The following is a 21,523-nucleotide window of genomic DNA, read 5'->3' as shown; positions in this document are numbered from 1 at the left end:
AAAAATTTTTTCATAAGCAAAAACCAATTATTAAACAAAGGCTGCTCTTTTGGGCGGCCTTTTATTATTAACCAGTAAAGCACCATATTGTTTAAATAAAAAAAACGCTTCTGTTTTGAGCAGAAGCGTTTTTTATTATTTCTGTTGTTTTTGTTTAGGTTTTGGCGGCCTGTTTTGTGGCTGCTGTTGCCCCCCTCCGCCACCTTGCTGTTGGGGCTTAGGTTGTGGTTTAGGCCCCTGGGGTTTACCTTGCTGCTGCGGCTGTTGTTGTTTTGGCTGCTGCTGTTGAGGTTTGCCTTGCTGGGGTTTACCTGGTTGTTGCGGCTGTTTAGGTTTGGGCTGCTGTTGCTGCTGTGGCTGCGCCTGTTGTTTAGGCTTGGGCTGTTGAGCAGGTTGTTCAGCTGGTTTACCACCTTGTTGCTGCTGTTTGTGTTTTTGTTTTTCCTTGTCTTTGTGTTTGCGTTTCTGGGCTGTTTTTTCCAGGGAGCGGAGACTGATCTGGCCTACCACGTCTGCAAACCCGAGGTCTGTTTCTTTTGGTTTACCTGCTACCACTTCTACTGGTTTCAGGTCTTCAGGTCTGATGTTTTGCTTGTTCAGGTGGCGTATTTCTTTTACGCGGCTGATGGTAAGCGGGTATTGCTTATTGCTGTCGCCATAGGCGTACCACATCAGGTTTTTGAAGATATCTCTCTTTTGCAGGGTAGCAACGCCATTGGCAGTTTCAATGCTATCTGCATCTTCAGGGAAATCTTTCAGTGCATCGAGGTAAGTATCGAGCTCATAGTTCAGGCAGCATTTCAAACGTCCGCACTGGCCGGACAGCTTGGCCTGGTTGATGGAAAGGTTCTGGTAGCGGGCAGCAGTGGTATTGACACTCTTGAAGTCAGAGAGCCAGGTAGAGCAGCATAGTTCACGGCCGCAGCTACCAATACCGCCTACTTTCCCGGCTTCCTGGCGGGCGCCTATCTGGCGCATTTCCACCTTAACACGGAATTCTCCGGCGTAGAGCTTAATTAATTCACGGAAGTCAACACGGTCATCGGCAGTGTAGAAGAAGGTTGCTTTACGTCCATCAGCCTGAATTTCTACCTCGGTCAGTTTCATTTCGAGGCCTATACTGCGGGCTATTGCTCTTGCTTTTATGAGGGCCTCTTTTTCGCGGGTTTTATTTTCACCCATTCTGTGCAGATCTTCATTGCTGGCGCGACGCAATACTTTTTTTACTTCAGGGGTGTCTTCTATCCTTCTTTTCTTCATCTGAAGTTTTACCAGTTCGCCCGTGAGGCTTACCTGGCCAACATCAAAACCACTCACTCCTTCTACGGTTACCATTTCTCCTTTATCCAGGAACTGTTTGGTAACATTTCGGAAGAAATCTTTCCTGCTTCCGTTGTTGAAACTTACCTCTATAATATCAAATGGTGCTAAGCTATCACTTAAGGGAATATTGGCCAGCCAGTCAAAAACATTCAATCGGTTACATCCACCACTGCTACAACCTCCATTACTTTTGCATCCTGACGGCTTTCCCTCTGCACCTGTACCACATCCGGCACAAGCCATATTTATATATTTAAAAGAGTTAATTGATATGCATCCGGTATTGTCCCGAACGCTTTAAAATACGTATTTCCCCTTATATATACAAAAGGGCGAAAGTAACAAAGGTAACGGAAAAAGTAATGTCCCGTCGTGTCAATATAGGTTTAACAGGCCGGGATCGGCTTATGTTTAAAAATGTACTGTAATTTGATGCTGAGCGCGTGAAACAGCAGTTTAGCGTTGGCATTGCGCTCAATGTAGTAGCTGGCATTGTCCAGCTCCTGCATAATTAGTTCCATTTGCCGGAGGTTGGCCAGTTTTTGCAGTTTGAGGGCAAAATCGGTTTCTTCTTCAGAGAAGGCCAGCTGGCTTCTGTCTATGTATTTTAGCCGGAGGGTGTGTTCCAGCAGGTTGATGAAGTAGCGGAGGAACTGCTTCTGGTTTTCGCGGCCCATTTTGGCATTGGCTATACCTTCTATCCATTCCTGGAGGGCCAGGCGGTTGTTGGTGAAGATATAGTTGAGCCAGTTGCGAAGCAGCTCATGATAGTCATCTTCTGAGTTTTGCAGCAGGGCAAGGGCTTCCCGGTAGTTGCCGGAGGCAATTGTAGCAGCCTGACGGGCCCTGGCAGCAGGTGCATTGGCCCTGGTGACGAGTGCATCTACCAAAACATCTTTGGGGAGTGGATTCACCTTGATGAGGTGGGTACGGGAAAGGATGGTGGCCAGGATTTGTTCCTGGTTTTCGGCAATCAGGATGAAGATGGTATCATCTGGTGGCTCTTCGATCAGTTTGAGCAGGCGGTTTCCTTCATTGCCCAGGTACTCGGGCATCCACATGAGGAGGATTTTGTATTTACTCTCGAAGCTTTTCAGGCTTAGTTTGCGAATGATGTCCTGGCATTCAGTAGCGGTAATATTTCCCTGCTTGTTTTCTGCTCCTATGAATTGCAGCCAGTCGTAGGCATTACCATATGGATGTTCGGTAATGAATTCGCGCCATTCGCTGGCGTAATCGCTACTTATGGGTTTATCGCCTGTTTTTTTGGGGATGACAGGGTAGGAGAAGTGAATGTCGGGGTGGATATACTTTTCTGCTTTGATACAGGCAGGGCATTTACCGCATGGGCCATCCGGCTGTTTGTCTTCGCATACGAGATGCTGGGCGAAGGCAAGGCCAAGGGGCAGACCACCGGCGCCTTCAGGGGCCAGTAGAATCATGGCATGGCTGATGCGGTGTTGGGTGACAGCTTTAAGCAATTGTTGCTTGATATCGTCCTGACCTATGATATTGGAGAAAAGCATGGTTGCAAAGTAAAAGAAAAAATCGCTTACCCCTTTGGCATAAGCGATTTTTTCAATGGAAAAGAGGCTTGCGGCTTGTTAGTATTTTTTTTCTATTGCAGCGATTACTTCTGCAGAATTAGGTTGTGTTTTAGGTGCAAATACAGCTACCAGGTTTCCTTTTTCATCCAGCAGGTACTTCTGGAAGTTCCACTGTACTTCAGCAGGCTCTAAATGTTTTTCCTTGCTTTGCTCTAACAGCCATTTGTAGATGGGATGTATATCTGCACCTTTCACAGAAATCTTGGCTGCCATCGGGAATGTCACTGCATACTTTTTGGTACAGAATTCCTGGATCTGCTGGTTGCTGCCGGGCTCCTGGGAACCGAAATTGTTAGCAGGGAAACCGATGATCACCAGGTTCTTTTTGTACTTCTCGTACAGTTTTTCCAGTTCTGCATATTGTGGTGTATTTCCACAGAGAGAAGCAGTGTTCACGATCAGGATCTTTTTGCCTTTGTAATCGGCAAAATTGATTTTACCACCATCTACAGCTTCAACTTTAAAATCATAAATGGCGCTGCTTTTCATAAATATCAATAACGAGATGAGCAATGTTTTTAACATACCTACAAAGTTTGTAATGAAATTAAAGAATAACTCACACATTAGGAGTTAATGATGTGCATATGCCAGGGAACAAATGCTGAACGGAATATTTGCCTGTTGAAAGAGCTTTCCACAGGCCTCAGTGGTAGCGCCTGTTGTAATCACATCATCGACTAATAATACGTGGTGGTCTTTCAGCAATTCAGGGTGTTCGAGCCGGAAAGCGTGTTGTACATTTTGCCAGCGGAGGATTCTGCCTTTCCTGGTTTGAGAGGCGGTGAATATGATTCTTTTTAGTGCATGTGGTAACACGGGTTTGTGAATTACGGCGGCGATACCAGCTGATAATAAAGCAGACTGATTATAACCCCGGAATTTCTCCCTCTTTTTAGTAATAGGTACTGGTACAATGCAGGTGACCTGGTGGATCCAGCTGGTCTGGGCGAGGATCTTTCCCATTTGTTTTCCCATGTAGTGTGTTAGTTTCCTTTTGTGCCGGTACTTTATTTTATGCACCAGCTTACGCAACATAGATGCCTGTGAAAAATAGTAAGCAGCCAATGCATGTTGTACCTGCAACCTGCCATAGAACAATTTTTCGACAGGATTTTCTGTAAAGTGCTGAAAGCCGGTGTGTGGCAACAGAACTGTGCATTGATGACACAGGAATGCTTCGGTAGGTGTGAGTGTGGTACCACAACTCTCACATACATGGGGAAAACAAAGATGGAGTAATGCTGTAAACATATATGATCAGAATAATCTGCTGTATACTTCATCTACACGGCCTACAGGAATCACTTCAATATTGAATTTACTGAAGTCGGCCCCTTTTTTATTATACCGGCTGACGAAGATCTTTTCAAAACCCAGTTTTTCTGCTTCTGCTATGCGCTGTTCGATGCGGTTAACTGCACGGATTTCGCCGCTCAGGCCTACTTCGCCTGCAAAGCAGATTTTGCCTGCAATGGCAATGTCTTCATAAGAAGATAGTAGTGCACATAGAACTGCAAGATCGATAGCGGGATCTTCTGCACGGATACCACCTGCGATATTGAGAAATACATCTTTGACACCGAAGTGGAAACCTCCTCTTTTTTCAAGCACAGCAAGCAGTAATTGCAGGCGGCGAAGATCGAAGCCTGTCACAGTACGTTGTGGTGTGCCATATACAGATTGAGTAACGAGTGCCTGTACCTCGATGAGCATAGGGCGCATACCTTCCATTGTAGAAGCGATAGCAACACCACTGAGCAGGTCTTCGCGCTGAGAGATAAGAATTTCTGAAGGATTGGTAACTTGTCGTAGTCCGGTGCCGGTCATTTCATAAATGCCCAGTTCTGCAGTGGAACCAAAACGATTTTTGATGGTACGCAATATGCGGTATGCATAGTGTTGATCACCTTCAAATTGTAATACGGTATCTACCATGTGTTCCAGGATTTTGGGACCAGCGATGGAACCATCTTTGGTGATATGACCGATCAGGAATACGGGCACATGGCTTTCTTTGGCAAAGCGTTGCATTTCGGCGGCGGTTTCCCTGATCTGGGATACGCTACCCGGAGCAGATTCGATAAAAGGAGACTGCAAGGTTTGTATAGAATCGATCACCACGAGTTGTGGGCGGAGTTTCTTTATTTCCTGGAAGATGGTCTGGGTATTGGTTTCTGTGAGCAGGTAGAACTGATCGTTGGTAGCCTGCAGGCGGTCTGCGCGCATCTTTACCTGTGATGCGCTTTCTTCACCGCTTACATATAAGGTAGTGATGTTTTTCAGGTGCAATGCATTTTGCAGGAAGAGGGTGCTCTTACCTATTCCGGGTTCACCGCCTACGAGAACGAGTGATCCCGGAACAATACCGCCACCGAGTACACGGTTCAGTTCAATATCAGGAGTGAGTAATCTTTCTTCTTCAACGGCACTTACTTCGCTGAGGTTCACAATGTTATTACGACCAGTCTCTTTCTCTGGCTGCCAGCTTTGATTGCGTAGAGGAACATCTTTCTGAATTTTTTCTTCAACGAATGTATTCCATTGATTACAGGAAGGACATTTACCTGTCCACTTAGCCGATTCGTATCCACAATTCTGACAGAAGAATGCTGATTTTATTTTCATGTAGCAAAGGTGATAAAAGCACTAAAAAAATGAGCAGTGCTATCGATAAAAAAGTTAAAAAAAGGGAAAAATTGGGGTGGGAAAAAAATGGCTTAAAAAGAAAAGAGCCAACAGAAGATTCTGCTGACTCTTTCTACTTACTAACCCATTAAATTCAGGTCTAAATTACTAAATGGCTTCAGAATAAAAAAGTTTATTTAATCGATGTGAATAACTTTTGAGGAGTTTTTGTAATGTGACAGATCGGCTCCCATAGCCCATTTCAGGGCTTCCTGGTATTTAATTATACTTTCAATGAACGAGCGTAAAAGGTTGATAAATAGGATTGATAACGCCCAAAAATATATATGAAAAACCGCTCATAAAAGGCTTATTGACAGCTGTCATATAGTCCGGAATTATGACTTAAAAATTACAATTTGGGACATAATGACAGTGTTAAATTTATGGTTGTCAGGTTTGGGAGGGGGTAGGGAGGGTAGTTTCTTAAGGAAATCATAAATCCTTTTGAAAGGGTGGTTTTGGAGGGGAATTTGATCTTAGTTAGGGGTAATTTTATATAAGAAAATAAATACTTGTTCTATTTATGACACCTGGAATATTGATAGTATCGCTGATTTTTGTTGGGATCAGCATGCTGGTGAGTTACCGGTTACAGGGGAAATTCAGGGAATACAGTGGGATACCTACCTCATCCGGGCTGACCGGCAAGCAGATAGCGCAGAAGATGTTGAATGAGAATGGGATATACGATGTGCAGGTGATATCTGTGGAGGGGTTTCTGACTGACCATTACGACCCTACCAACAAAACAGTGAATTTGAGTCCGGAGGTATATTCCGGGGCGAATGTAGCGGCCGCTGCGGTTGCTGCCCATGAGTGTGGGCATGCGATCCAGCATAAGGATGCTTATGCCTGGCTGGGTCTCAGGTCCAGGCTGGTACCATTGGTGCAGTTTAGCTCCCAGTGGTTACAGTTTGTGCTGATGATCGGGGTACTTGTTCTTTACTGGACGTCGGCGCCGTTGTTAATTGGTATTATATTATTTGGGCTGACTACTTTGTTTGCACTGGTAACGCTGCCGGTAGAGTTCGATGCATCGCGCAGGGCATTGATCTGGCTGGACAATACCAATGTGATGAGGCCGCAGGAGCATGAAAAGGCAAAGGATGCCCTGTGGTGGGCGGCTATGACCTATGTAGTAGCAGCAGTTGCTTCGGTGGTGATGCTGGTACAGTATATCTTTTTATTCCTGGGCGCAAGGGACAGGGATTAATAAACAAACACTTTGTCATAATTGTAGGGGCCGGAAGTAAGAGACTGCTTCCGGCCTTTCTGTTTATATGATTTGTGCTATATATGTTTGGGCCTGATAAAGAGGTGAAAAACGGCTCAGAGAATTATTTCACTAGCTATGTTGATAATTCTTAGTCAAAATTTTAATTGAAAATCAATACATTGTAAGGGTGTCTTGTAAAAAATGTCTTAAAAAGTATGGTTTTTCAAAGTATGTGAATTAACTTTGCGTTCCCAATTTGTGTGGGATCATATTTCAAGCGTAAATTTTATTTACTATAATGAATACTTTAAGCTTCAAGACTAAATCTGCCAACGACGCAACCGTAGTGCGTGACTGGCATATTGTAGACGCTACCAACCTGACACTGGGTAGGATGAGCGCGAAGATTGCGTCCATTTTAAGAGGTAAGAACAAGCCTTACTATACTCCTCACACTGATTGTGGAGATTTCGTGATCATCATCAATGCTGAAAAAATCCAGCTGACTGGTAATAAATGGAATGACAAGGAATACCTGACTTTCTCTGGTTATCCAGGTGGTCAGAAAGCAGAGGTAGCTAAGGATCTGATCCGTCGTCGTCCGGAAGTGGTGATTGAAAGGGCTGTTAAGGGCATGCTGCCTAAGAATCGTCTGGGACGTGCTATGTACAAAAAACTGTTTGTATATGCCGGCGCTGAGCATCCGCATGCTGCGCAGAAACCTAAATCCTTAACTTTCTAATTTTTCTCTGATACATGGAAAAGCAAAAAAATACTATTGGTCGTCGTAAGGAAGCCGTAGCTCGCGTGTATATCAGCAAGGGCACAGGTGCAATTACAATCAACGACAAGGACTATAAAGAATATTTCGCGTTGGTTTACCTGCAGAACCAGGTAGAGCTGCCGTTGAAAACTATCGACGCTCTGGATAAATTTGATATAAAAGTAAATGCTGCCGGTGGTGGTATCAAGGGTCAGGCAGAAGCTGTGAAACTGGGTATTGCACGTGGCTTGTGTGAGGTGAACATTGAGTTCCGCCCTGCACTGAAAGCAGCTGGATTGCTGAAACGTGATCCTAGAAGCGTTGAACGTAAGAAACCAGGTAAAGCTAAAGCAAGAAGAAGCTTCCAGTTCTCTAAACGCTAATCGTGATGAATGCGTGGTGGTTGTATATACCCATCGCAGATTATTAACATTGACCTTTTATAACAGAGTATAATAACATGGAAAATAATACCTCATTGCAGCAGCAGTTACTGGAGGCAGGTGTACACTTCGGCCACCTGAAGAAGAAATGGAATCCAAAAATGCTGCCTTACATTTTCGCAGAAAAGAAAGGTATTCACATCATAGATCTGAACAAAACCGTTGAAGGATTACAGGATGCTGCTGCAGCCCTGAAATCTATCGCAAAGAGCGGTAAGAAGATCATGTTCGTTGCAACAAAAAAACAAGCTAAAGAAATCGTAGCAGAAGCGGCTAAGCGTGTAAACATGCCTTACGTGACTGAAAGATGGTTAGGTGGTATGCTGACCAACTTCACCACTATCCGTAAGAGCGTGAAGAAAATGCAGAGTATCGAGAAAATGCTGACTGATGGTACTTTCGATAGCATCACTAAGAAAGAGCGTCTGACCTTAACACGTGATAAGGAAAAAATGGAGAAAGTGCTGGGTGGTATCGCTCAGCTGGCTCGTGTTCCTGCAGCACTGTTCCTGGTTGACATCAGCCATGAGCACATTGCACTGGCAGAAGCTCGTCGCCTGGGTATCTCCACCTTCGGTATGGTAGATACTAACTCCGATCCTACCAAGGTAGACTTCGCAGTACCAGCGAACGATGATGCTACTAAATCTATCGCAATCGTTACTAACTATATCGCTGCAGCAATTGCAGAAGGTCTGGCTGAAAGAGCAAACGAGAAAACTGACGACGTAGTTGAAGAGGAAGAAGAAGACAGCAAAGCGCTGAAATTCGAACTCGAAGGTGGTGATGATCGTGGTGGTGAAAGAGGTCGTAAGCCAGGTGGTCGTGGCCCAGGTGGTCCAGGTGGTAACAGCAATCGCCCAGGTGGTGGTGGCAACCGTCCAGGTGGCGGCGGCAATCGCCCAGGTGGTGGTGGTAACCGTCCTGGTGGCGGTGGTAACCGTCCAGGCGGCGGTGGCGGCGGACAACGTCGTCCAGCAGGTTCTGGTGGTAGCAGACCAGGTGGTGGCGGAAGATAATTCTGTTCATGACTAAATAGATCAATTGCGAACCGTGGACAGCTTACCTGATCTGTGGTTCGCAATTGGTCATATAAACGGACAAGTAGCAAAATTCATATAAACTTAATACTCTTAAACTCATTATAAGTTATGGCAGCAACAATTACAGCCGCTGATGTAAACAAACTGCGTCAGCAAACAGGTGCAGGTATGATGGATTGCAGAAAGGCGCTGGTAGAAAGCGATGGTGATTTTGAAAAAGCAGTTGACTATCTGCGTAAAAAAGGCCAAAAAGTAGCCGCTTTACGTTCTGACCGTGAAACTAAGGAAGGTGTTATCATTGCTAAGACTGCTGCTGATGGCAAGACAGGTGTGGTAGTAGCACTGGGTTGCGAAACTGACTTCGTAGCTAAGAATGAAGATTTCATCAAGTTTGCTCAGTCCCTGGTAGACCTGGCCCTGACTTCCGGTGCTAACACCGTAGAAGAACTGGGTGCTGCTACACTGGATGGCGCAACTGTAAATGATAAAGTAAACGACCAGGTAGCTAAGATCGGTGAGAAGATTACCCTGGCACGTTTCGAAAAAATCAACGCTGCTTCTGTAACTGCTTACATCCACGGTAACTACCGCATGGGCGTACTGGTAGGTTTCTCTGAAGCTGTATCTGAAGAAGTAGGTAAAGATATCGCTATGCAGATTGCTGCGATGAACCCACTGGCTGTTGATGCTGCTGGAGTTTCCGAAGAGCTGATTGCACGTGAAAAAGCAATCGCGCTCGAGCAGATTGCTGCTGAAGGTAAAACCGGCGACATGGCAGAGAAAATCGCTATGGGTAAGGTGAACAAATTCTTCAAAGACAATACCCTGTTACAACAGGCATTTGTAAAAGATAATAATAAATCTGTTGGTGATTACCTGAAGTCTGTAAGTGCAGGCCTGAAGGTAACAGGATTCAGCAGAATCGCATTGGGATAATATAATCCCGGTCAGAAAAGGAGAGAAGTTTTTCTCTCCTTTTTTTTGTGCCTAACGGAAATCATGTAGTGTCAACAAGGGGGAAACCTGCCCCGGAAATTCCGCGTTCCGCATTTTTTGTATCTTAGGGGCGCAGTAACCGATAACTAACTTCAATTAATATATCATTTTTCAATAGTCATGTTGCCAAAGTACAAGCGTATTTTACTTAAACTAAGTGGTGAGTCCCTGATGGGCGAAGGTAATTACGGGATCGATCACCGGGTGATCTCACAGTATGCATACGATATTAAAGCTGCTACTGATCTGGGCGTGCAGGTTGCAGTCGTGATTGGTGGTGGTAACATCTATCGTGGCATGAACGAAAAAGAGACAGGTATTGAGCGTGCCCAGGGCGATTATATGGGGATGCTGGCGACAGTTATCAATGGTATGGCCATGCAGAGTGGCCTGGAAAAGGTAGGCTTATATACCCGCCTGCAGTCAGCCATCAAAATGGAGCAGATCGCAGAGCCTTACATTCGCCGCCGTGCCATCCGTCACCTGGAAAAAGGCCGTGTTGTAATTTTTGGTGCCGGTACCGGTAACCCGTACTTCACCACCGATACAGCTGCTTCCCTGCGTGCGATCGAGATCCAGGCAGATGTGATTCTGAAAGGAACCCGTGTGGATGGTATCTATACCGCCGATCCTGAAAAAGACGCCACCGCTACAAGGTTTGAAACCATTACTTTCTCTGAGGTGTATCAAAAATCACTGAATGTGATGGATATGACCGCTTTTACACTATGCCAGGAAAATAAACTCCCGATTATCGTGTTCGACATGAACCGTCCGGGCAACCTGCTGCAGGTGATTATGGGAAAGAATGTGGGGACACTGGTAAAAGGATAAACTTATTTGGAATCGGGGAATTGCTTAGCAATTCCCCGATTGCTTTTATTTTAGATAAGCTTTGAGCTCCGTAAAAGGCAGGAACAAAGTAATCTGCCCCATTGCATAAGGCCCGATCTCATACGGTGTATAGCAGAACCCAATTCCCTTTTCCGTAATGAAGAAGTTCTCATTTACGGGAATCTGATCGACCAGCAACTGGTCTTTCAACGTGTTTTCCTCGCTCACCCAGAAAATTCTTCTGTACGCTTTTTCCAGCAATGCCGGTAATGCCTCTTTATAGCCCGGTTTAAACAGGTCTGCTGTCGTTAATACTTTCCTCTTCTTCAGATCTAAAACCTTGTAAATGGAGCCATAATTGCCATGTGCGCCGCCTGTATACTCATAGGAGAATGATTCGATGGATAAATATGGATAATGGTTATACACCACTCTCATATCTGCATCGGCAGACCAGCTGGCGGTGGCAGGAATTTCCTGCGTGGTATCGATATCTTTTTCAGTCGTTTTGTAAGTGACCAGGAAGGAATCGATATCCCTTCTCAGGTAGCGGACTGGATTGTCTAAAGCAGGGTTGCCGGTGACGGTGTTGCGAATGAATGCCGTGGTAGCTTCATCCAGGGTTGGAGCTGGCCAGATGATAGCGTTGGTAGCTACGGCTACCGGGGAGGCCGGATTGCCAGGCAGCAGTTTCGCAGAGTCTTCTCCATAATATACACTCAGGGGGGTGGCATCTTTCATATCTGGCGTGAGAGTATACTCGTAAGTAGTGCCTTTTCCTCTCCATTTACCCTTGTACACCCCGGCGCTATCCAGGATGCCGGTGAAAAAGCGTTCTTCCTTTTCATCCGTACTCTCGTTCAATACCAGCATTTTGTTCTGGTCCAGGTTGCCCCAGATGGCGATCGGCTCCCCGATATCGTCATACATATAATATCCACGGTACATATCCGGACTGGTTTTGGTCAGCTCCATGGTAATATTCTTACCTGCCAGGGTACCTTTCAGCTGTACATAAAAATAGGGCGTGGTCCTGAAGTTGGGGAGACTCGCAGCAGCTTGTTTGGGATGCCTGTCGCCACAGGATACCAGTAAAATAGCTGAGATAGTAATAAGGAGTATGGTTCTCATGCGTTAAAATTAATAATTATTCATATTCTTTTAACCGGTTGGATGCTGATGACAATCAAGCATTTTGGTGCCTTGATGCAGGGGCCATCGTGTATCTTTGTAGTAGTAAATTATTGGCCCATGCTAAATAAAAACGTAGCTGACCTGCGTAAGGATTATACCCTTGCCGAACTGGACGAAAGCGAAGTAGCCCAGGATCCTGTTCAACAATTTGAAAAGTGGTGGAATGATGCCATTACCGGGGAGATAGACGAAGCTAATGCGATGACGCTGGCTACCAGCACATCTGCAGGTATTCCTACTACCCGCATTGTATTGCTGAAAAGCTTTGATGCAGATGGTTTTGTGTTCTTTACCAATTATGATAGCCGTAAAGGCCACGAAATGGCGGCTAATCCGCATGTATCCCTGTTGTTTTTCTGGAAAGAGCTGCAAAGACAGGTGCGCATAGACGGCATAGTATCCAAAGTGGATGCGGCTATGAGTAATGAATATTACAATAGCCGTCCGCTGGGCAGCCGTATTGGTGCTATTGCATCTCCACAGAGCAAGGTGATTCCAAGCAGGAGTTTCCTGGAAGAGAAGGTAAAAGCAGTGGCGGAGAAATATGAGAAAAGTGCGCCTGAGAGACCGGAAAACTGGGGTGGCTATATTGTGAAACCGGTTGCAGTAGAGTTCTGGCAGGGGCGTGGAAGTCGGCTTCATGACCGCATCCAGTACAGCCTGGAGGGGAATAGCTGGAAGATAGAGCGCCTGGCGCCCTGATATTAAAAGAAATTATAAGAGGCTGAACATGTTTAAGTGGTCAGCCTCTTTAATAATTTTTAGGCTTGTTTTGCAGCAGCCTTTGCAGCCTTAGCAGCAGCAGCTTTTGCTGGCTTAGCGGGTCTTGATTTTCCGAAAGAACCACTGAAAATCTTACCTTTTTTGGTTTTGATATCACCTCTACCCATTGTTAGACAGTTTGATTGTTTAATATTAATTGGTGCAAATTACAGAAAAAAGGAAAATACCACAAACTAAGGTGTTAGTGGGTAGTTTAGTCGAACAAGCGTCGAACAAGCGTCGAACAAGCGTCGAACAGAAGGTGGACCTATAAAGGGGACCTATATAAATGAAAAAAGCAAGAAACAATAATGTTCCTTGCTTGAATAAGGTAAGCTAACAGATTAAAGCTTGTCGGACAGCGCCTTACCAGCTTTGAATTTAGCAACTTTCTTAGCTTTGATCTTGATGATCTGGCCAGTCTGTGGGTTTCTACCGTTACGAGCAGCACGTTTAGAAACAGAGAAAGTACCGAAACCTACTAAGGTTACTTTACCACCTTTTTTCAGGGTATCAGCAACAGCTTTAGTGAAAGAATCCAGTGCTTCGTTAGCTTGGGTTTTAGTGATACCGGCATCTTTTGCCAGTTTGTCGATTAATTCGGCTTTGTTCATAGCTAGTAAGATTTAACTAGTGAATTAAAATGTTTGATGTGAGCAAATATAGCGCGTTTTATCAGATTACCAAATTTTTTACATCTTTTTTAGGCAAAAATTTATCGGCTGAAAAGGGCTACAGGTAACGGTTACAGCTGATTCGCCCATGATATGGATTAATGAGCAAAACAGGAGTTAATTGCTGAAACCCGCTACTAGTGGCAATTTGCTACTGGTTTTATTATAAACGTCAGAGTGTTCCAAGTATTGTACCAAACTCACAATCCCTGATAAACAGTGGATTTCCTGTGGATAAGTTTAGATGTTAAACTACCTGCATCACGGTTCTAAAGGCCACAAACTGGCTTCCAAACAGGTCATAAGCCCTCTTTTGGAGCACTGGCGCATACTCGTCTATGTAAGTCTGGTAGTTTTCCAGCGTATCTGTAAAGAATTGAACGGAGTAGGTGAGGCCATCTTCCTCATCCTGTTCCAGCAGCCTGCACATGCGATAATCATGAAATAAGCCGGTATTCATGATAGCCGGGATCTGGTCTTCTTTCATCCATTGCATCCATCTGTCGTTGATGGGATGCGACACCATTGTAGTAACGTTAAATATAATCATAGTCGGAAATCCTTGTTAGTGGCCCAATTGCAGGTAGACAGGGCAATGATCAGAGTGTTTTACATCGGCGTATATTTTAGCCTCTTTCAGCTTTTCCTGCAGGGGAGTAGTGACACTGATATAATCAATACGCCAGCCCTTATTATTATTACGTGCATTGGCGCGGAAACTCCACCAACTGTACTGGTGCGGATCGGCACAGAAATGACGGAAGGTATCTACAAAGCCGTTTTCATACAATTTGTCCAGCCAGGCACGTTCTTCAGGCAGAAAACCACTGCTGTTTTTATTGCCGACCGGATCATGAATATCGATTGGTTTGTGCACGATATTGTAGTCGCCACACACTATTATATTAGGTCTTGTGGCTTTGAGTGTATGGAGGTAACTATAGAACTCGTCCAGCCATTGGTATTTATAGGTTTGTCTTTCGTCTCCACTGGTGCCGGAAGGAATATAGGTGTTAATGAGTGTGATATCCCCAAAATCGAGGCGTATCACCCTGCCTTCGGCATCGCTTTGCATGTAGCCGTTTCCATATTGTACATGGTCTGGCTTTATCTTAGTGAGGACGGCTACACCGCTGTAGCCTTTTTTCTGAGCAGGATACCAGTAATGTTCATAGCCAAGCTCGTCAAATTGCTGGTAGTCTACATTGTCTTTGTGCGCTTTAATTTCCTGTAAGCAGATGATATCGGCGGGGTCGGTTTTGAGCCATTCTGTGAAGCCTTTTGTCATGGCAGAGCGGAGCCCGTTTACATTGTACGATATGATTCTCATACTGTAAATATACGAATGCCGGTGATTGCAGCCCAACCACCGGCATTCAGGTAAAAATTATAACGAAGTTTTTACATATCGTACTCGAGTACCGGCCTAAGCCATTTCTCTGCTTCCTCTACGGTCCAGCCTTTGCGCTCAGCGTAATCTTCTACCTGGTCTTTTTCAATCTTGCCTATACCAAAGTATTTGGCGGCAGGATTAGCAAAATACCAGCCGCTTACGCTTGCCGCAGGATACATAGCCAGTGATTCTGTCAGGGTGATACCTGTGTGTTCGGTAGCATCCAGCATATCAAACAGTTTGTATTTTTCTGTATGTTCCGGGCAGGCAGGATAGCCTGGAGCAGGACGAATACCTGCATATTCTTCTTTGATCAGGTCATCTTTGCTCAGGTGTTCTTCTGAGGCATAGCCCCAGAATTCTTTTCTCACACGCTCATGCATCAGCTCTGCAAAGGCTTCTACCAGCCTGTCTGCAAGCGCTTTGAGCATTATGCTGCTATAATCGTCATGGTCTGCCTTGAATTTTTCCAGCCAGGTTTCTATATTACCACCTGTAGTTACGGCAAAGGCGCCCATATAGTCCTGGATACCAGTGTCAGAAGGAGCGATAAAATCTGCCAGTGAAAGATTTGGCTGACCTGGGGCCTTCTTGATCTGCTGACGCAGGCATTCCAGTCTTACGGTACCCTGGCCTTGTTTAGGAGACAATACGGTGATGGTATCATCTGCTGTTCTGCTGGCAGGGAAGAGGCCAATTACGCCATTGGCAGTCAGCCATTTCTCTTCTATGATGCGTTTTAGCATTGCTTTCGCATCTTCATACAGGCGGCTTGCTTCTACACCTACTACTTCGTCAGTCAGGATTTGCGGGAATTTACCGTGCAGTTCCCATGAGATGAAGAATGGCTGCCAGTCTATATATTCAGCTATTTCGGCCAGTTCATAGTTCTTAAATGCCTGTACACCCAGTTGTTTTGGAACCACGGGGTTGAAGCCTGTCCAGTTGCTGATTGCCTTGTTTTGGCGGGCTTCTGCAATAGGCAGGTATTGTTTCACAGGTTTCTTGTTCCGGAAGTTATCATTGAGTTTGGTGTACTCTGATGTTACTTCCTGGAGGAAGTTCTTCTTCAGGGCTTTATTCAGCAGGTTACCAGTTACGGTCACACTACGTGATGCATCGAGTACATGCACTACGCCGTGTTCATATTCAGGTGCAATCTTTACAGCGGTATGGGTACGGGAGGTAGTAGCGCCGCCTATTAATAATGGTACCTCAAAGTGCTGGCGTTTCATCTCCCTGGCTACATGCACCATTTCGTCGAGGCTAGGGGTGATCAGGCCACTGAGACCAATGATGTCTACCTGCTCCTGGCGGGCGGTTTGCAGAATCTTTTCTGCAGGAACCATTACGCCCATATCGATGATGTCGTAGCCATTGCAGCCCAATACCACGCCTACGATGTTTTTACCGATGTCGTGAACGTCGCCTTTTACAGTCGCCAGCAGGATTTTTCCAGCTGATTTGATCACACCGCCATTCTCTGCTACCAGCCTGGCTTTTTCTTCCTCAATAAATGGAGTCAGTACGGCAACGGATTTCTTCATTACACGGGCACTTTTTACTACCTGTGGCAGGAACATTTTACCACTGCCAAACAGGTCTCCGACCACGTTCATTCCATCCATGAGTGGCCCTTCGATCACATTCAGGGGACGGGGGTATTTTTGTCTGGCTTCTTCGGTATCAGCTTCAATGTAATCAGTGATACCGTTTACCAGTGCGTGGCTCAGTCTTTCTTCTACAGAGCCATGGCGCCAGGTTTCGTCTTTTTCGACCACCTTGCCTTTTGCCTTTACGGTTTCGGCAAAGGCGATGAGGCGTTCTGTCGCATCTTCCCGGCGATTCAGGATGGCATCGTCACAAAGCTCACGCAATTGTGGTTCAATTTCATCATAGATCTGCAGCATACCGGCATTCACAATACCCATGTTCATACCCGCTTTGATAGCGTAGAACAGGAATACGGAGTGCATAGCTTCGCGTACTACATCATTTCCCCTGAAGGAGAAGGAGATGTTACTCACACCGCCGCTTACGCTGGTCAGTGGCATCAGTTCCTTGATACGGCGGGTGGCGTTGATGAAGTCTACTGCATAATTATTGTGTTCTTCGATACCTGTAGCAATCGCAAAGATGTTAGGGTCGAAGATGATATCCTGTGGATCAAAACCTACTACTTCTGTCAGGATCTTGTAAGAGCGGTGGCAGAAGCTCACTTTTTTCTCTTCGGTATCTGCCTGTCCATGTTCATCGAACGCCATTACAACCACGGCAGCCCCGAAGCTTTTGCAGATGGTGGCCTGTTCAATGAATTTTTCTTCACCTTCCTTGAGAGAGATGGAGTTCACGATACATTTACCCTGCAGGCATTTCAGACCTGCTTCAATGATGCTGAATTTGCTGGAGTCGATCATTACCGGGATCTTGGAGATATCCGGTTCTGCGGCTAGCAGGTTCAGGAAGGTGGTCATTGCCAGTTCACCATCGAGGAGGGCATCATCCATGTTTACGTCCAGTACCTGTGCTCCATTTTCTACCTGCTGGCGGGCTACGGACAGTGCTTCTTCGTACTGTCCTTCCCTGATGAGGCGGGCAAATTTCTTGGAACCGGTTACGTTGGTACGTTCACCAATATTGATGAAGTTGGTTTCAGGTCGTACTATCAGTGGCTCCAGGCCGCTCAGGCGCAGAAATGGTTTGATGACAGTTTGTTCCTGTCCGGTGGCAGTTTGTGCGGTATTGAGTGTATCGCTCATTGGTAGCTATGGTAATTAGCGGATAAATTAAAATTAGGCCAATGTAGTTTCCTGCACTGGTAATGGTCTTGGTGCGATCGTTTTTACGTGCGCTGCAATGTGTCGGATATGGTCCGGGGTGGTGCCACAGCAACCGCCAACGATGTTTACAAAACCCTCTTTCGCAAAGTCTTCGAGAATGCAGGCCGTATCGTGCGGCGTTTCATCGTATTCTCCGAATGCGTTTGGCAGGCCGGCATTTGGATAGCAGCTTACATAGCAGCCTGCTATCTGCGCCAGTTCTGCAATGTGTGGGCGCATCTGCTCACCACCCAGTGCACAATTTAATCCTACAGAGAAAGGTTTGGCGTGCATTACAGAGATATAGAATGCTTCCAGGGTCTGGCCGCTCAGGGTACGTCCGGAGGCATCGGTGATAGTACCGGAGATCATGATAGGCAGTTCTGGTTGTTTGATATCCCTGAAGTACTTTTTGGCAGCAAAGATAGCAGCCTTACTATTGAGGGTATCAAAGATAGTTTCGATCAGTAAGATATCTACTCCGCCTTCGTGCAGGCCCCGGATCTGCTCGTAATAAGCAGTGACCACTTCGTCAAAAGTAACGGAGCGGAAGCCCGGATTGTTCACGTCGGGGGAGAGGGAGAGTGTTTTATTCAGCGGTCCGATCGCGCCTGCTACAAAACGGGGTTTGTCGGGGTTTTTCGCTGTATAAGCATCAGCAGCTCTTCTTGCAATTTGTGCGGCAGCCACGTTCAGTTCAAAAGCGAGTGCCTGCATATCGTAGTCGGCCATGGCGATGGTCGTGCTACTGAAAGTATTGGTTTCGATAATGTCGGCGCCAGCGTCAAGATATTCCTTGTGTATGGCTTCGATGATCTGGGGCTGAGTCAGGTTGAGCAGGTCATTGTTACCTTTTACATCCAAATGGTAATCTTTGAAACGCTCGCCTCTATAATCTGCTTCGTCCAGCTTGTAGCGCTGGATCATGGTACCCATAGCACCATCTATAATCAGAATACGTTCTGCTGCACACTGGGATAATGATTTCATATCGATAATGCGTTTACTTTTTTTCCCGGAAAGACATACAAAGATACTTATTTATTGCCTCATTATATGAAATATCACCAGCGGAAGATGTATTCGCAGAATTTTTTACTTTATTCAGGAAAATGAGAGAAAATTTTGTTTGAAACCAAAAGTCTACTATATTTGTAGGGTAATACAACAATGGATCAATATACCACCATCTGATTACTACCAGGGAATCCACCACTTTGCCCGCATAGTTAACAACCTGCTTAAACAAAAAATTTAAGACAATGAGCATTGCGAAGCATGTACACAGTTTGCAAAAGCATTTAGCGCAATTTGGTTTATACCCGGTTCCTGAGGATGCTGAGAATGAAGCCACTACTGTATTTAGAATCTGCTTTCTGAACAAGTATGAGATTGAGCGCTGGCGTGAGCTGCGCAATGAGGAAGAAGGCGGAGGAAAACAAAAAGACAAAGATCAATCATAGCTTTTTCATAACGTGGAATTACAGGTTAAACACACACGGGTGTTGTTGAGCACTCGTATCTTTTTTAAAAAAACGCTGAAAGGCAGCTGCAGAACGCTGATACCTTCAGCGTTTTTTATTTCTGTACGTAACTTTCCAGTGGTAAACGGTTAGAGATGGATCTGGCCAGCGTCATTTCATCCGCATATTCCAGTTCGCCGCCGAAGGCGATACCACGGGCGATAGTGGTAATCTTTACAGGAAAATCCTTCAGCTTTTTAGAGAGGTAATAAATGGTTGTGTCCCCTTCGATCGTCGGGCTCAGCGCCATGATGATTTCTTCCACACCTTCCTGCTGTACTCTTTCTACCAGCGAATAGATATTCAGTTGTTCAGGGCCGATGCCATCGATGGGGGAGATGATGCCTCCCAGTACGTGGTAAACCCCGTTGAACTGCTGAGTGTTTTCAATCGCCATGACATCGCGGATGTTTTCCACGACACATACCAATGCTTTATTGCGGGTAGGGCTGCTACAGATAGAGCAAACTTCTTCGTCAGAGACGTTGTGACAGGTTTTGCAGAATTTGATCTGGTCACGCATGCGGGTGACTACCTCGCCGAATAGCTTTACCTGCGCAGGGTCCTGTTTGAGGAGGTGTAGTACCAGGCGAAGCGCTGTTTTCTTGCCTATACCTGGCAGCCGCGCAAATTCATTGACAGCATTTTCTATCAGAGCGGAGGAAAAAATCATGGTGCAAAAATAATGATTTTTCGTGGGGGCTATGCGCCCCACGGCCGGTTATAACTGCAATTTGATGGGTACTCCCCAGTTGGCTTTGATGTTTTCCTTTTTAGGGAAGTTCACCACTCTTTCGGGTTGTTTTTTGGGGGTACCATAGTACACACCACGATCCCATTTGCCATTATTGTTATCATCAACCAGGATCCTTATTTCATATTCCGCAGGGATAATGCGCTTCTGGATCCAGCTGCCATTTACAATTTTCCCGGAGTATTTTATATCCTTGTCTTTCACCAGCAGTGCCACAAAGTGCATGGTATCTCCACCAGCAGCTTTCAGGCTATCGCTGAGGGTGAGCTTGAGCATTGCACTGCCGTAATCTGATTCTTTCTTGGCATTGAAGAGTATGGTGTCGGCTTTGGACTGTTCCTGCCCGAGGGTATCGAGTACGGCCTCTTTAGGGATGGTGAGGCGGTATGGAGTTCCTTCTTTCCAGTTGTACACCAGGTGCAGTACTTTGCGGGTAGAGTCAAAGAATGTGGTGAAGGCTACCGGTTTGAAGGTAGTATCTTCTGCCAGCAATATGTGAGTCGTGTCCAGTGTTTTTACCGGGGCACTGAAATTCACGATCAGCGGTTGGCCCAGGTCCTGGGTGTTTTTTTCGCCCAGGGTAGCAGCCACAAGGATTCTTCTTTTCTTTTCCTTCTCTTTTTCTTCCTTGCTTTTTTTGTCGTCTTGCTCAGGTGGGGCCGGAGGGGCACCTTCGCCACCAGGGCCACCTATCTCATCCGGACCACCCTTCAGGGTAGAATCTTTTTCCAGGAAGGTGAGCAATGGTATATCGTACAGGTTTGATTCCCGCAGGTGTACCAGGCTATCCTGGAAGGCAATGAGTTCTTTCGGATCGTTGTATTGTAAGTCTTTGTTTTCTTCTTTAAGGGCGAATAGCTTGTAATCGCCGGGAGCCAGGTTTTTGAACCAGAAAGCGCCATTACCTTTGGAACGGGCATAGTAAACTGGTTTTTCTTTGGAGACTACGGAATCGTCCAGGTGGCGGTACATCATGACAGATACGTTACTATCCGGTTTACCGGTTTCAGCATTGATGATGAAGCCTTTTACCTGCAGGGAGTCGAGGTAGCCGCCGGTAGATATTACGTAAGCATAGTCCTGGATGGGGTTATGCTCGTTGATATCGCGGATGGCGTCTGCAAAATTGAAAGTATAAGTTGTATTCGGGTCCAGCGTATCCTTAATGACCATGGTAACAGTTCTCAATTTGGCTGTCACGGTTGGCGTACGTTTCAGGGTAGGGGATACGATCAGCTTTTCGAAGATGTTGTCCAGTTCTACGTATTCACTGAAAGACAGAACTACCTTGTGGGCTTTGAAGTGCAGGCTGGAATCTGCAGGGCTGGCGGCGAGCAATACAGGGGGTAAAGTGTCTTTAGGACCTCCACTGGGCGGAACGATGTTCGCACAGCGGGGGAACAAAAGTACACTTGCTATGATTACTGTAAGCAGGGAAACCCAGCCACGGAAGTTCTGATTCATTTTTATCGTATTATACCAAAAACC

23 protein-coding genes are annotated in these 21,523 nt (G+C 45.7%); 9 read left to right on the top strand and 14 right to left on the bottom strand.

Annotation, left to right across the window (positions count from 1 at the left end; genetic code table 11):
* Positions 1-135: 135 nt before the first annotated feature.
* From ricT to radA, 5 genes are all read right to left on the bottom strand, one after another.
* Entirely contained in the window at positions 136-1,566 is a 1,431-nt protein-coding gene (gene ricT / locus ABDW16_RS10390; protein WP_343669549.1) for a regulatory iron-sulfur-containing complex subunit RicT, read from the bottom strand.
* 143 nt (positions 1,567-1,709) lie between these two features.
* Entirely contained in the window at positions 1,710-2,849 is a 1,140-nt protein-coding gene (locus tag ABDW16_RS10385) for a hypothetical protein (protein WP_343669548.1), read from the bottom strand.
* Between the two features lie 78 nt (positions 2,850-2,927).
* Positions 2,928-3,455: a glutathione peroxidase gene (locus ABDW16_RS10380; protein WP_343669547.1), complete on the bottom strand. Its 528-nt coding sequence runs from the start codon at positions 3,453-3,455 to the stop codon at positions 2,928-2,930.
* A 48-nt stretch (positions 3,456-3,503) separates the two neighbouring features.
* Complete coding sequence (locus ABDW16_RS10375; RefSeq protein WP_343669546.1) at positions 3,504-4,184, bottom strand: ComF family protein; 681 nt, start codon at positions 4,182-4,184, stop codon at positions 3,504-3,506.
* Between the two features lie 6 nt (positions 4,185-4,190).
* Positions 4,191-5,558 carry a DNA repair protein RadA gene (radA, locus tag ABDW16_RS10370; protein ID WP_343669545.1) on the bottom strand — a complete coding sequence of 456 codons (1,368 nt, stop codon included), beginning with the start codon at positions 5,556-5,558 and terminating at the stop codon, positions 4,191-4,193.
* Positions 5,559-5,587: 29 nt separating this feature from the next.
* On the opposite strand from radA, the gene ABDW16_RS10365 reads away from it, so the two are divergent.
* The 7 genes from ABDW16_RS10365 to pyrH all read left to right on the top strand — a co-directional run bounded on the left by ABDW16_RS10365 (position 5,588) and on the right by pyrH (position 10,916).
* Positions 5,588-5,710 carry a hypothetical protein gene (locus tag ABDW16_RS10365; RefSeq protein WP_343669544.1) on the top strand — a complete coding sequence of 41 codons (123 nt, stop codon included), beginning with the start codon at positions 5,588-5,590 and terminating at the stop codon, positions 5,708-5,710.
* 434 nt (positions 5,711-6,144) lie between these two features.
* Complete coding sequence (locus ABDW16_RS10360) at positions 6,145-6,834, top strand: zinc metallopeptidase (protein WP_343669543.1); 690 nt, start codon at positions 6,145-6,147, stop codon at positions 6,832-6,834.
* A 301-nt stretch (positions 6,835-7,135) separates the two neighbouring features.
* Positions 7,136-7,579 (top strand): 50S ribosomal protein L13, encoded by a 444-nt coding sequence (rplM, locus tag ABDW16_RS10355; RefSeq protein ID WP_343669541.1) that lies wholly within the window; start codon positions 7,136-7,138, stop codon positions 7,577-7,579.
* Between the two features lie 14 nt (positions 7,580-7,593).
* A complete protein-coding gene (gene rpsI, locus ABDW16_RS10350; RefSeq protein WP_343669540.1) occupies positions 7,594-7,983 on the top strand; it encodes a 30S ribosomal protein S9 in 390 nt (129 codons plus the stop codon).
* A gap of 77 nt (positions 7,984-8,060) precedes the next feature.
* Positions 8,061-9,062: a 30S ribosomal protein S2 gene (gene rpsB, locus ABDW16_RS10345; protein ID WP_343669538.1), complete on the top strand. Its 1,002-nt coding sequence runs from the start codon at positions 8,061-8,063 to the stop codon at positions 9,060-9,062.
* Positions 9,063-9,194: 132 nt separating this feature from the next.
* Positions 9,195-10,022, top strand: a complete 828-nt coding sequence (gene tsf, locus ABDW16_RS10340; RefSeq protein ID WP_343669536.1) for a translation elongation factor Ts — start codon at positions 9,195-9,197, stop codon at positions 10,020-10,022.
* 180 nt (positions 10,023-10,202) lie between these two features.
* Positions 10,203-10,916 carry a UMP kinase gene (gene pyrH, locus ABDW16_RS10335; RefSeq protein ID WP_343669534.1) on the top strand — a complete coding sequence of 238 codons (714 nt, stop codon included), beginning with the start codon at positions 10,203-10,205 and terminating at the stop codon, positions 10,914-10,916.
* Positions 10,917-10,961: 45 nt separating this feature from the next.
* Here pyrH and ABDW16_RS10330 read toward each other — a convergent pair whose 3' ends face one another.
* Positions 10,962-12,047, bottom strand: coding sequence for a DUF3298 and DUF4163 domain-containing protein (locus ABDW16_RS10330; RefSeq protein ID WP_343669532.1), 1,086 nt, complete (start codon positions 12,045-12,047; stop codon positions 10,962-10,964).
* A gap of 120 nt (positions 12,048-12,167) precedes the next feature.
* Between ABDW16_RS10330 and pdxH the strand changes: the two genes are divergently transcribed.
* Positions 12,168-12,812, top strand: coding sequence for a pyridoxamine 5'-phosphate oxidase (gene pdxH / locus ABDW16_RS10325; protein ID WP_343669531.1), 645 nt, complete (start codon positions 12,168-12,170; stop codon positions 12,810-12,812).
* A gap of 59 nt (positions 12,813-12,871) precedes the next feature.
* Here the strand turns inward: pdxH and ABDW16_RS10320 are convergent, their stop codons facing one another.
* The 6 genes from ABDW16_RS10320 to ABDW16_RS10295 form a co-directional block, all read right to left on the bottom strand.
* The gene (locus ABDW16_RS10320) at positions 12,872-13,000 is read right to left on the bottom strand and encodes a 30S ribosomal protein THX (protein ID WP_343669530.1); all 129 of its coding nucleotides are present in this window, start codon (positions 12,998-13,000) and stop codon (positions 12,872-12,874) included.
* Between the two features lie 216 nt (positions 13,001-13,216).
* On the bottom strand, positions 13,217-13,486 hold the full coding sequence (locus ABDW16_RS10315; RefSeq protein ID WP_012788562.1) for an HU family DNA-binding protein: 270 nt from the start codon (positions 13,484-13,486) through the stop codon (positions 13,217-13,219).
* 307 nt (positions 13,487-13,793) lie between these two features.
* Positions 13,794-14,096 (bottom strand): DUF4286 family protein, encoded by a 303-nt coding sequence (locus ABDW16_RS10310; RefSeq protein WP_343669524.1) that lies wholly within the window; start codon positions 14,094-14,096, stop codon positions 13,794-13,796.
* 15 nt (positions 14,097-14,111) lie between these two features.
* Positions 14,112-14,876, bottom strand: coding sequence for an exodeoxyribonuclease III (locus ABDW16_RS10305; protein WP_343669522.1), 765 nt, complete (start codon positions 14,874-14,876; stop codon positions 14,112-14,114).
* 71 nt (positions 14,877-14,947) lie between these two features.
* Complete coding sequence (gene metH, locus ABDW16_RS10300) at positions 14,948-17,698, bottom strand: methionine synthase (RefSeq protein WP_343669521.1); 2,751 nt, start codon at positions 17,696-17,698, stop codon at positions 14,948-14,950.
* Positions 17,699-17,731: 33 nt separating this feature from the next.
* Positions 17,732-18,748 (bottom strand): homocysteine S-methyltransferase family protein, encoded by a 1,017-nt coding sequence (locus ABDW16_RS10295; protein WP_343669520.1) that lies wholly within the window; start codon positions 18,746-18,748, stop codon positions 17,732-17,734.
* Positions 18,749-19,020: 272 nt separating this feature from the next.
* Between ABDW16_RS10295 and ABDW16_RS10290 the strand changes: the two genes are divergently transcribed.
* Positions 19,021-19,221, top strand: a complete 201-nt coding sequence (locus ABDW16_RS10290; protein ID WP_343669518.1) for a hypothetical protein — start codon at positions 19,021-19,023, stop codon at positions 19,219-19,221.
* Positions 19,222-19,336: 115 nt separating this feature from the next.
* On the opposite strand, the gene recR is transcribed toward ABDW16_RS10290, so the two are convergent.
* Both recR and ABDW16_RS10280 read right to left on the bottom strand, forming a co-directional pair.
* Positions 19,337-19,954, bottom strand: a complete 618-nt coding sequence (gene recR / locus ABDW16_RS10285; protein WP_343669517.1) for a recombination mediator RecR — start codon at positions 19,952-19,954, stop codon at positions 19,337-19,339.
* 48 nt (positions 19,955-20,002) lie between these two features.
* The gene (locus tag ABDW16_RS10280; protein ID WP_343669516.1) at positions 20,003-21,499 is read right to left on the bottom strand and encodes an Ig-like domain-containing protein; all 1,497 of its coding nucleotides are present in this window, start codon (positions 21,497-21,499) and stop codon (positions 20,003-20,005) included.
* Positions 21,500-21,523: the final 24 nt, after the last annotated feature.

The sequence above is a fragment of the Chitinophaga sp. genome (assembly GCF_039596135.1).
GTDB lineage: Bacteria > Bacteroidota > Bacteroidia > Chitinophagales > Chitinophagaceae > Chitinophaga.
This window is presented reverse-complemented; position numbering and strand designations above follow the sequence as displayed.

What these genes read in the sequence shown, in the direction of transcription:
- ricT (WP_343669549.1), bottom strand. Translation starts at nt 1,566, where the DNA reads ATGGCTTGTGCCGGATGTGGTACAGGTGCAGAGGGAAAGCCGTCAGGA.
- ABDW16_RS10385 (WP_343669548.1), bottom strand. Translation starts at nt 2,849, where the DNA reads ATGCTTTTCTCCAATATCATAGGTCAGGACGATATCAAGCAACAATTG.
- ABDW16_RS10380 (WP_343669547.1), bottom strand. Translation starts at nt 3,455, where the DNA reads ATGTTAAAAACATTGCTCATCTCGTTATTGATATTTATGAAAAGCAGC.
- ABDW16_RS10375 (WP_343669546.1), bottom strand. Translation starts at nt 4,184, where the DNA reads ATGTTTACAGCATTACTCCATCTTTGTTTTCCCCATGTATGTGAGAGT.
- radA (WP_343669545.1), bottom strand. Translation starts at nt 5,558, where the DNA reads ATGAAAATAAAATCAGCATTCTTCTGTCAGAATTGTGGATACGAATCG.
- ABDW16_RS10365 (WP_343669544.1), top strand. Translation starts at nt 5,588, where the DNA reads ATGAGCAGTGCTATCGATAAAAAAGTTAAAAAAAGGGAAAAATTGGGG.
- ABDW16_RS10360 (WP_343669543.1), top strand. Translation starts at nt 6,145, where the DNA reads ATGACACCTGGAATATTGATAGTATCGCTGATTTTTGTTGGGATCAGC.
- rplM (WP_343669541.1), top strand. Translation starts at nt 7,136, where the DNA reads ATGAATACTTTAAGCTTCAAGACTAAATCTGCCAACGACGCAACCGTA.
- rpsI (WP_343669540.1), top strand. Translation starts at nt 7,594, where the DNA reads ATGGAAAAGCAAAAAAATACTATTGGTCGTCGTAAGGAAGCCGTAGCT.
- rpsB (WP_343669538.1), top strand. Translation starts at nt 8,061, where the DNA reads ATGGAAAATAATACCTCATTGCAGCAGCAGTTACTGGAGGCAGGTGTA.
- tsf (WP_343669536.1), top strand. Translation starts at nt 9,195, where the DNA reads ATGGCAGCAACAATTACAGCCGCTGATGTAAACAAACTGCGTCAGCAA.
- pyrH (WP_343669534.1), top strand. Translation starts at nt 10,203, where the DNA reads ATGTTGCCAAAGTACAAGCGTATTTTACTTAAACTAAGTGGTGAGTCC.
- ABDW16_RS10330 (WP_343669532.1), bottom strand. Translation starts at nt 12,047, where the DNA reads ATGAGAACCATACTCCTTATTACTATCTCAGCTATTTTACTGGTATCC.
- pdxH (WP_343669531.1), top strand. Translation starts at nt 12,168, where the DNA reads ATGCTAAATAAAAACGTAGCTGACCTGCGTAAGGATTATACCCTTGCC.
- ABDW16_RS10320 (WP_343669530.1), bottom strand. Translation starts at nt 13,000, where the DNA reads ATGGGTAGAGGTGATATCAAAACCAAAAAAGGTAAGATTTTCAGTGGT.
- ABDW16_RS10315 (WP_012788562.1), bottom strand. Translation starts at nt 13,486, where the DNA reads ATGAACAAAGCCGAATTAATCGACAAACTGGCAAAAGATGCCGGTATC.
- ABDW16_RS10310 (WP_343669524.1), bottom strand. Translation starts at nt 14,096, where the DNA reads ATGATTATATTTAACGTTACTACAATGGTGTCGCATCCCATCAACGAC.
- ABDW16_RS10305 (WP_343669522.1), bottom strand. Translation starts at nt 14,876, where the DNA reads ATGAGAATCATATCGTACAATGTAAACGGGCTCCGCTCTGCCATGACA.
- metH (WP_343669521.1), bottom strand. Translation starts at nt 17,698, where the DNA reads ATGAGCGATACACTCAATACCGCACAAACTGCCACCGGACAGGAACAA.
- ABDW16_RS10295 (WP_343669520.1), bottom strand. Translation starts at nt 18,748, where the DNA reads ATGAAATCATTATCCCAGTGTGCAGCAGAACGTATTCTGATTATAGAT.
- ABDW16_RS10290 (WP_343669518.1), top strand. Translation starts at nt 19,021, where the DNA reads ATGAGCATTGCGAAGCATGTACACAGTTTGCAAAAGCATTTAGCGCAA.
- recR (WP_343669517.1), bottom strand. Translation starts at nt 19,954, where the DNA reads ATGATTTTTTCCTCCGCTCTGATAGAAAATGCTGTCAATGAATTTGCG.
- ABDW16_RS10280 (WP_343669516.1), bottom strand. Translation starts at nt 21,499, where the DNA reads ATGAATCAGAACTTCCGTGGCTGGGTTTCCCTGCTTACAGTAATCATA.